6 protein-coding genes and 1 pseudogene are annotated in these 9,982 nt (G+C 64.2%); 4 read left to right on the top strand and 3 right to left on the bottom strand.

Annotated features, from left to right (window positions below; translation table 11 throughout):
* Positions 1-90: 90 nt before the first annotated feature.
* Positions 91-1,614, bottom strand: coding sequence for a hypothetical protein (locus VF697_RS17920; RefSeq protein WP_331096588.1), 1,524 nt, complete (start codon positions 1,612-1,614; stop codon positions 91-93).
* Positions 1,615-2,045: 431 nt separating this feature from the next.
* Here VF697_RS17920 and VF697_RS17925 point away from each other — a divergent pair.
* The 4 genes and pseudogenes from VF697_RS17925 to VF697_RS17940 form a co-directional block, all read left to right on the top strand.
* Positions 2,046-2,345, top strand: a pseudogene (locus tag VF697_RS17925) (AMP-binding enzyme); the annotation flags it as partial.
* Between the two features lie 96 nt (positions 2,346-2,441).
* Positions 2,442-5,102, top strand: coding sequence for a PAS domain S-box protein (locus VF697_RS17930; RefSeq protein ID WP_331096590.1), 2,661 nt, complete (start codon positions 2,442-2,444; stop codon positions 5,100-5,102).
* Between the two features lie 598 nt (positions 5,103-5,700).
* Positions 5,701-7,926: an ATP-binding protein gene (locus tag VF697_RS17935; protein WP_331096592.1), complete on the top strand. Its 2,226-nt coding sequence runs from the start codon at positions 5,701-5,703 to the stop codon at positions 7,924-7,926.
* Positions 7,923-8,408 carry a response regulator gene (locus tag VF697_RS17940; protein WP_331096594.1) on the top strand — a complete coding sequence of 162 codons (486 nt, stop codon included), beginning with the start codon at positions 7,923-7,925 and terminating at the stop codon, positions 8,406-8,408. Before VF697_RS17935 ends, VF697_RS17940 begins: the two co-directional genes overlap by 4 nt.
* Positions 8,409-8,450: 42 nt before the next feature.
* Here the strand turns inward: VF697_RS17940 and VF697_RS17945 are convergent, their stop codons facing one another.
* Positions 8,451-8,780 (bottom strand): DUF7668 domain-containing protein, encoded by a 330-nt coding sequence (locus VF697_RS17945; RefSeq protein ID WP_331096597.1) that lies wholly within the window; start codon positions 8,778-8,780, stop codon positions 8,451-8,453.
* 369 nt (positions 8,781-9,149) lie between these two features.
* The coding region (locus tag VF697_RS17950) for a hypothetical protein (RefSeq protein WP_331096600.1) at positions 9,150-9,982 on the bottom strand (833 nt) is incomplete at its 5' end.

Genomic DNA, 9,982 nt, shown 5'->3' on the forward strand with positions numbered 1-9,982 from the left:
TCGACTTCCTTCGTTCGCTGACCAACCTTCAGGGGGTGAGCACCCTGCCGACACCTCTGCCCGGCCCCCCGCGGTGAGCGGCTCGCCGTCCTAGAAGTTGGTGTTGCTGATGAACAGCCCCTGCTGCGGCAGCTCGTCGGCGCGGTCGCCCTTGTAGCGCAGGATGTAGAGGCCGCTGTTCACATCGGCCATGTAGATGAGGCCGTTGTAGAGGAAGGGTTGGGACCAGAACCACACGTCCGGGCTGTTGCGGAACGGCTCCACGACGTCCGTGGCGGGTCTGGGCACGTAGACGCCCACCTCCATCGGGAGCACCGGGTTGGAGATGTCCCAGGCGCGCAGGCCCGCCGAGTACCAGGAGACGAAGAACAGGTTGGGGAAGACGAGCTGCTGGTGCGGGGAGAACTCACGCTGGAGCGCCGGGTCCCCCGGGCCCCCGGGGAAGCAGTTGGCCTCCAGGTTCTCGGGCACCATGTAGCGCGACACCACCTGCGGGAAGCGCTCGACTGAGATGTCCAGGATGGTGCCCCAGCTCCAGGGGCAGGTGTCCACGCCGTTGCGCTCGCCGGAGACGAGCAGGTAGGGCCGGCCCGGGACGGGGTACACGGAGTGCTCGGTCCACGCATACGGGGGCGTGAGGTCCACCCGGTTGCCGGGATCCGGGTTGAGCTTGCGCAGGCAGAGGTTGGGGTCCGTGTGGGTCCTCGCGTCGGCGGTGGCGGTGTGCGGCGTGCACGGCAGGCCCTGCGTCAGGCGCGAGCTGTCCAGGATGTAGTAGCCCGCGTGGATGTTGGCCACGTACGTCCGCGTCCCGTCCTTGGTCACGGACATGGAGTGGACGTTGTTGCGCTGCATGGCGGGCCGCTCCGCGTTGAAGACGAAGTGGTCGTCCCGGTAGGCGCTCGGGTCGATGGGTTCCGTGCGGGGCACCGCCGGGTTGAGCGTGAAGGTCGCCACCGGGTCGGGGCTGATGGGACCATTGGGTGGATCTCGCAGCTCGTACACCCGCAGCGAGGGCTCCATCACATTGCCCAGGTGGATGGAGGAGAAGAGCAGGAAGCGCCCGGAGTTGCGCGGGTCCCTCCACAGGAAGAACTCGTGCGGCCGATCGACTCCCAGGGGGATCGTCTGCTTGAGGACCGGGTTGCGGCAGTCGGTGATGTCGTAGATCTGGTAGTTGTTCACCGCGCTGCTGTCGGGCCCCGTCTCCCGGAAGTTCATCACGATGAGGGTGTTCAGGTCGGGGATGGTCCGCAGCTCACGGGAGGTGGCGTTGAGGATGGTGGGCAGGGCTCCCACCACCTGGGGCTTGCTCGGATCCTGGATGTCCAGGATGAGGAGGTCCGGAGGCAGCGCGGGGGTGCCGAAGCTCGCGCCCGTTCCTGGCCGGCGCCCGATACGGCTGCCGACATAGAGACAGTTGCCGGAAACGGCGGTGGGGCCGTTGACGCCTCGGGGCCGGGTATCTCCGGGATTGGGCAAGGGATTGTAGCCGACGAGCTCGAAGTTCTCGCTCTGCGGCAGCTTGTCGAGCGGCGCGCGGAGCGCTCCGATGATGGGGCGTGGCGCCTTCTTGAAAGGGGAGTCGACGATCTGCTGGACGGGCTCGGTCAAGGGGTCCGGGGCCGGAGTCGCCGCGGGTGGGTTGTCCTTGCACCCGGCGAGCAGGGAGAGCAGCGCGAGCAGCGCGAAGCTCCCGGGGGTGGATGCACCTCAGCGTGGGACGGCGGCGGTGGCTTTCGTCGGCATACGGGTTCCTTGCTCTCCGCGACGGCACGGGGGAGGGCGCAAGGTACCGGGGCCCCAGACGCCGGACGATGCGACCCGGGGCGGGGTTGTCTGCCATGTGAGCGACGCTTCGAGAGCCGCCATCCCCTTCCGCTTTCCTCGAGAGGTAGCGGTGCGAAATCCTTCCTCACCTATCGGCCCCTCGTCGAAGTGTCTTCCGGAGCCCACCCCGTTGACGGGCCTTCGTCGAGCGTCTGCTGTAGCTTGCTGTCGTAGGCCCCGATCCCCACAAGCAGGCAGGGGCTCCACGGGGGCCCGTGGTGGGCCGCCCGAACGAGCTGAAGGGCACGGCGCTGGTGGCCTTCGTCACGCCGAAGAAGGGCACGCCGCCCTCGCCGGAGCTGAAGAAGGAGCTGGCCGCGCACGTGGCGAAGGAGATTGGCGCCATCGCACGGCCCGATGAGATCCGCTTCGCCGAGGCGCTGCCGAAGACGCGCTCGGGGAAGATCATGCGCCGGCTGCTGCGCGACGTGGCTGCGGGCAAGGCGACGAGCGGAGACACCACCACGCTTGAGGATCTCAACATGCTGGCCACGCTGCGCCAGGACGAGGAGTAGAGGGTCGGCGGCCCCCTCGCCTGCACGCCTGCTGGTCTGTGGGCCCTGGTCGCCACCTCTGCAGCGGCTCCCCAGCCGGAATTAGCTTGGGGAGAAATGGACGGAACCTTCTCCCAGGGCGCTGAAGCAGAGGTCCCTGCCTCGGCGCGGCTGCAGGCGTCCAAGGAAAGAATCCTGAAGCTGTGGATGGGCCGCGTCCGCCAGGACATTCCGGCGGCAAGAGCTCAGGATGAGCCTCAGCTTCGGAACAGCCTACCGCAGTTCCTGGATCGCCTCGTTGCCGCACTGGCGGCAGAGCCCCGCTGGCGGGTGTCCCTTGAAGCGCTGAACGATGTGTCCCGGGAGCACGGGAAACAGCGCTCGAGCCTCGAGGAATACTCCCTTCATCAGATGCTCCAGGAATATCAGCTTCTTCGGGAGGTCATCTTCCACGTACTGGAGCAGGAAGCCCCTGTTACCACGGCGGAACGCGACCTCGTCCTCACCGCCATTGAGCAGGGAATGGCGGAGGCGGGCGCGTGCTTCGCGCAGTTCGCCCAGTCCCGCGAGCGTTCCGCCGAGGAGCGCTACCGCCTGATCATCGAGAACGTGAAGGATCACGCAATTATCCGCACCTCTCCAGACGGGCGGATCTTCGACTGGAACTTCGGAGCAGAGAACATCTTCCAGTACAGAGAGGACGAGGTGCGTGGCAAGGACTGCCGCCTGCTCTTTACCCCAGAGGATCTTGCCCAGGGCGCGGCGGAGCAGGAGATGAAGACGGCCCTCGCCACCGGCAAGGCCGAGGACAAGCGGTGGCATGTCAAGAAGGATGGCTCACGCTTCTTCGCGAACGGAGTGATGAACCCGCTGCGTGATGCCACAGGGCGCGTCCTGGGCTTCGTGAAGGTGCTTCGCGATGACACCGAGCGCGCCACTGCGGAGGCCAAGCTTCAGCAATCCAGAGCCCTGCTCGAAGCGGTCATCCGGCATGTCCCGATAGGCATCTCCATTACCGACGCGAAGACGGGCAAGGCGCTCTATCACAATGAGGAAATTGATCGCCTGACCGAACGCCGGGTGTCTGAACGCCAGAGCCTCCAGGAGTATGCCCAGTATGGAGCGGTTCATCCCGATGGGAGCCCATATCAACCAGAGGATTATCCCACGGCCCGCGCCATCCGGAAGGGGGAGGTGACGCGCTCCGAGGAGATGCGTTACCGCAGGACGGACGGCACCTTGTCCACACTGCTTGTCAGCTCATCTCCGATTCGCGATCAGGATGGAAACATTCAGGCCGCGGTGACGGCCGTTCATGATTTGACGGAGCGAAAACAGCTCGAGGAGCGGCTCCGGATGTTCAAGCACCTGACGGAGCAGAGCTCGGATTTCATCGGCGTCGCCACTCCCGACGGCAGAGCCCTCTTCGTCAATGAAGCGGGACGGAAGATGGTGGGCCTTGGAGACCTCGAAGAAGCCCTGAAGACCCAGGTCCTGGACTACTTCCTGGAAGAGGACAAGCCATTCGTCCGCGAAGTGATCCTCCCCACCCAGGAGCGCGAAGGCCGCTGGGTCGGCGAGTTCCGGTTTCGCAATTTCAAGACGGGCGAAGCGATTCCCGTTCACTACAACCAGTTCGTGATCCGGGACGAGAAAGGCTCCATCAGCGGTGTTGCCACCGTCACCCGGGACCTCCGGGGGGAGAAACAGGCCGAGCAGCGGTTCAGGCAGATCGCCAATGCGTTGCCCCAGATCATCTGGACCGCCACGCCTGACTTCGTCGTCGATTGGTACAACGACTGGTGGTTCAAGTACCTGGGCCTGCCCCGGGGTACCCGGTGGGACGACCCGGACACCCTGCCCATGCATCCCGAGGACGTGGAGCAGACCCGGCCGCGATTGAAGGAGGCTGTGGAGACTGGCAAAGACTTTCTGATGGAGCAGCGCTTCCGGCGCGGCTCCGACGGTCAGTACCGCTGGCACCTGGTCCGTGGGGTCCCCCTCCGCGACTCAGACGGAAGAATCGTGAAATGGATCGGTGCCAATACCGACATCCATGACCAGAAGGCGTTCACCGCGCGCCTGGAGGAAGAGCGCGAGCTTCGCGAGAGGTTCGTCGCCACGCTCTCGCACGATCTGCGAACGCCGCTCACGGCCGCGAAGTTGAATGCCCACATGGTGGCGCGAAAGGCAGGCGACCCCACGGTCCTCTACAAACTGGCGGCGAGGATCAGCGAGAACCTCGACCGGGCGGATCAGATGATCAGCGACCTGCTGGATGCGAATCGGGTCCGGGCCGGAGAGCCGCTTCCCATCGAGGTCTCCAAGTGCGAACTGAGCGCACTGGCACAGGGGACGTTGGAGGAGCTGTCACTGCTTCATGGCCACCGGTTCGTGCTGGACGCGCCGGAGCTGCTTCAAGGCTACTGGAGCTGTAGCGGGATAAGGCGAATCATCGAGAACCTGTGCAACAACGCCATCAAGTACGGGGCGCGCGATCGCCCTGTCACCGTCCGCCTGGCTCAGAGCGGGCAGGACGAGGTGTCAATCTCCGTTCACAACTGGGGCAGTCCCATTGCTCCGGAGGAGCAGAAGGCTTTGTTTCAGCTCTATCGCCGGGCGGGTTCCGCCCAGGTCCGGGCGCAGAAGGGCTGGGGGTTGGGGCTCACCCTCGTCGAAGGTCTGGCGAAGGCACACCGGGGCTCGGTTCGCGTAGAGAGCACGGAGGAGGCCGGGACTACGTTCACGGTCTCCCTCGCGCGCGACATGCGGCAGTGAGAGCGGGGGCGCCGGTAGGCTAGCGCTTCAGGTGCGTGATGGCCTCGGCGAGCAGCGAGGTGACGCCTCGCCGGGCCACAAGCACCACCTTGTGGTGCAGCGCCGGGGGCCGCTGGTGTAGTCTTTCTGAGGGCTTATGGCTGGCCCGCCAGGTACATCGACCTCACGGGCCGTACGGAGGGGGAGGGGATGGGCTGGCCACTGAGGATGTTTGAGGAGGAGGGCTACTACTTCGTCACGTCCAGGTGCTTCCAGGGACGACTGCTGCGTCCCAACCCGGAGGTGAACGACTTCCCTGGAAGAGATTCGAGACCTTCCTCGAATTTTCCCGGGGAATAGCAGGAATCCAGGCAACCTTCAGGCGCGAGGGTCGTGCTCCTGCGCTGGGAGCGGTGCGGGCAGCAGCCCACGGCCGGGAGGCGTGCTGCCTGCCTCGAGCTGCCCGAAAGAAAAACGTGCGCCAGGGTGTTCAGACGCGGGGTCTCCAGGGCGGGCCAAGAGAGCCACCACCCACGGTTGGTCCTTGTACCTGCCTGGATGCAAACTGGGGCCGCCTTTCTGCTCGGCTTCCATCCAGGCTCGAGGCCCCCCCGCCATCATGCCGTCCACCTTCTCCGTACGCCCCAGCGCCTCCCTTGCTCGCTCGACGCTCATCAGCATGGGCGTGCGCATCGCGGTCATCATCGCCCTCGCCACCTTCTTCAGCTACCTCCACATCTTCCACTCCATGCGCGATCAAACCCTCGCGCAGCTGGAGCGGCATGTGGTGGATCGCAGCCAGAGGGAGCAGGAGATCTTCCTGCTGGCCCAGGACAACCACGTGGCCCTCAAGCAGGCCCTGCGCGAGCGCATCGAGGCCTGGAGCCAGAAGGATCCCCAGCCCCAGTTCGACACCCTGTTCGCGCGGATGCCGGATGGGACCATCCGCAATCAGTTCCAGGGCTTCGATGGCACGCGGATGCCGCAGGTCTTCGTTGCCAAGGGAGTGCCGGTGGATGACGACTTCCGCCGCCGGCTCATCGCCGCGTATGAGGTCACCGCTCAGTACGGGCCTCCGTTGCATGCCCGCTTCACGGATACCTACGTCATGCTGCCCGAGGGCGCGCTGGTGATGTACTGGCCGAAGGCACCCACCTGGAGCCGGGACACCGAGGCCACCTACTCGTTCATGACGCTCGACTACTTCACGGACTCCCTCGTCCAAAACAACCTCGAGCGGAAGACGGGCTGGACGGGCATCTATGAGGATGAGCCCAGCAAGGTGTGGCTGTCCTCGGGCACCACGCCGCTGGACCTCGACGGCCGCCATGTCGCCTCCGTGGGCTCCGATGTGCTCCTGGAGGAGCTGATGGACCGGACCATCAGCAACCACCTGCCTGGCGCCTACAACATCCTCTTTCGCGATGATGGCCAGCTCGTCGCCCACCCCTTCCTGGAGAACAAGGGCGGGGAGGCCCTCAACATCCTGAGCCCTCACCCGGGGGAGGGGACCACCGAGCAGCACACGCACCTGCGTGACATCTTCGACCGGGTGCGGGCCCGCGCGCCGGGCCAGAGCGTGTTGGAACTGCCCAAGCACGGCGAGTACCTCGCCGTGGCGCGGCTGGAGGGCCCCGGCTGGAACCTGGTCACGGTGATGCCCGAGGGGGTGGTGTCCTCGGCGGCCCTCGCGGCCTCGCGCTACGTGTTGGCGTTCGGCCTGGCCTCGCTGCTGCTGGAGCTGGCCATCATGTACTGGGTGCTCAAGCAGCAGATAACGCGCCCCCTGGGGGCGTTCACCCAGGCCACGGACCAGCTGGCCGCCGGCGACTTCAACGTCACCCTGCCGTCCTCGCGCGATGACGAGCTGGGACGGCTGGGCACCGCCTTCCAGCACATGGCCCAGAAGCTCCAGCAGCGCGAGGAAGCGTTGCGGCAGGCCAACGAGGGCCTGGAGCAGCGTGTCGAGGAGCGCACCCGCGAGCTGAAGGAGGTGCATCGGCAACTGATGCAGAGCGCCCGGCAGGCGGGCATGGCGGAGATCGCCACCAACGTGCTGCACAACGTGGGCAACGTGCTCAACAGCGTCCAGACGGCCGCGGTGCTGGCCAGGGAGCGGGTGAGCGGGATGAAGCTCGAGCAGGTGGGGCGGGTGGCGAGCCTGCTGGAGCAGCACCGCGACAACCTGGGGCACTTCCTCACCCAGACCGAGCGGGGCCAGAAGGCGATGCCCTTCCTGAGCCAGCTGAGCCAGAACCTGGTGGATGAGCGCCAGGAGCTGCTGACCTTGCTGGAGGACGTCAACCGCTACACCGAGCACATTGGCAGCGTCGTCAAGCTGCAGCAGAACTATGCCCGCCTGCCGCGGCTGCACGAGCCGGTGCTCATGGAGGAGCTGGTGCGGGATGCGCTGCGCATCAACGCCGCGGGGCTGAGCCGCCATCAGGTGCAGGTGGAGCAGCACCTGAACGCGCTGCCCCCGGTGCACACCGACAAGAACAAGGTGTTGATGATACTGGTCAACCTCATCAGCAACGCCAAGTACGCCCTGGATGCCTCGCCCCAGCAGGAGCGGCGCCTCACGGTGCGGCTGGAGCCCCCCGCGGGCGACCGGCTGCGGATAGAAGTGCGCGACACCGGGGTGGGGATCGCACCGGAGATGCTCACCCGCATCTTCCAGTACGGCTTCACCACCCGCCAGGAGGGGCACGGCTTCGGGCTGCACTCCAGCGCCCTGGCGGCGCAGGAGCTGGGCGGCTCGCTCACCGCCCACAGCGAGGGGTTGGGGCACGGGGCCACGTTCGTGCTGGAACTGCCCTATCCTGGGTCTCAGGGGGCAGCGTGAGCGAGCGCGTGAGCAAGAAGCGGATACTGGTCATCGATGACTCCGAGGCCATCCATCAAGACTTTCGCCGGTTGCTGGCCCCGGAGCACAACGAGGGCAGGAAGGCGCTGGATCTGATGGAGGAGGCACTCTTCGGAGTGGCTCCCCCCGTGGAGGGTTTCCCAGCGCTGGACCTGGAGATGGACTCGGCGATGCAGGGACAGGAGGGGCTCGAGAAGGTGCGGCAGGCCCAGGCGTCAGGCCAGCCCTATGGCCTGGCCTTCCTGGACTACCGGATGCCCCCCGGCTGGAACGGTATCGAGACGCTGCGGCACCTGCGCAAGGTGGCTCCCACGCTCCCGGTGGTGCTCTGCTCGGCCTACTCCGACTACTCCTGGGAGAAGATCCGCGAGGAGTTTCCGGACAGCGGGCCGCTGGTCGAGCTGAAGAAGCCTGTCCGCCGGGACCAGGTGCGAGAGCTGGTGAGCACCTTCCTCGGGTGAGGGGGTGTCCACGGAAGCGGGGGACTCTCAGGCCACCAGTTCCTAAAGAACGTGCAGATCGTCCACTTCGACCGTGTAGGTTTCGCCCCGCTTGAGCGCCGTCACCGAAAGTGTCAGGTCGCTGCGGCCTTCCTCCCGGGTCCACAGAGGTACATCAAGGGAGACCGCATCCGGCTGAGACGTCTGCTCATGGATATCGACAAGCAGCTCACCGTCAGCAGGCAAGGGAACAAGCGTCCTCCCATACTGCTCGACAGCAGTTCTCAACTCCGCCTCGGTCAGGCGCCCCGCGCGACCATCCGCTGCGATCTCCGCATACCGTCCTGCTGCCAGATCCTCGATCAGGCGCCGAACCTGACCCATCAATTTCATGTCCACAGTGCGGCCTCCTACCGATTGCCAGGGATTCTGGTCGGTGTTGATGGCGTGACGCCGATAGATTTGAAGTAGTCATCGGCGCGGCCAAGCGGAGCCCTCGGCCGTTGGGGCATGCCTCGATGCGCCAGGCCTTGAAGGAGTTGCGTGAGCAGTACCGGGCCTTCGTCGCGGCATTCCGAGAGGCGGCGGCACGGTGGATGCGAGGGGATTTCTCGGCCAGCTTTTCGCTCTTCTCTTTTCCGCCGCGTGTCGTGCCGGGTCGCCTCGCTCGAATTCTCTGACACCCTCTCGGGTGCACTCTCGACCTGTGCGAAGTGTCCCGTATGAAATATCTGACACCTCTCGCGGGGCATGGATTTACTTCTATTTTCTGAGTGTGTCGCCTGCCTCCAGAAGAAAAGTCAATCCAGCCTCATTTTTCAAGGCTTCTATTATCTTCATGTTTTCGGCAGAAGCCAACGCCACATCTGCACCAAGAATCAATGCACTGGTGAGAAGTTGTTGCTGGGTCAGAATTGGCTTGCCAATAAGCAGTCTTAGGCCAGCTTGAATGGGCATTAGGATTTTGTAGAACCACTTCTTTCTTTCGAGTTCGATTTTCCGCTTAAGGTCAATCGCAGCGGGCCTGACGAGAGTGTCGACCATGAAGTCTGCCTCGCGAAATACTTCTTCAGGGCTTTTGCAGTCCTTTATTCGAGCCCTGAGTTCGATGCTGAGTTTGAGCATTGCTGCCCAAAATGGGGGTAGATGGTCTGACAGTCGATCTCGTGCCTCAAGGATGAGTTTTGGATCAACTCCCTTGGTAGCCGGAAAAATCATTTCGACCGACTTCATTGCGAGCAAAGCCGCAAGCTGCTTGGCCGTTTGTTCCTTTGATGAGTTGCTTCCTCGGGACGAGGGGCCGAATGAGCCGACAAGAGGAATATATCCTTTTTGAATAAGGGTCGGGATCTGCTCCTTATCCCCTCCAATCAAAGTTAGAGGCTTGGGGTAGACGCGGTAGGTGTTTAATTGACCGGGTCCTCCTTTTTTGATTAGTTCTGCATGTAATGGTTCCCCATCGGGATACATTGAGGTCTCAAAGACCTCGCCATAAAGCGGTATGTTTTGGCGAGAGAATTTTAAGGCAATGTCTAGATATGTAAGCGCTGTGATTCTTTGTTGATCATTTAGGTCATGAAAGGGGTCTTGGTTGT

Source organism: Archangium sp., from assembly GCF_036388035.1.
Taxonomy (GTDB): domain Bacteria; phylum Myxococcota; class Myxococcia; order Myxococcales; family Myxococcaceae; genus Archangium.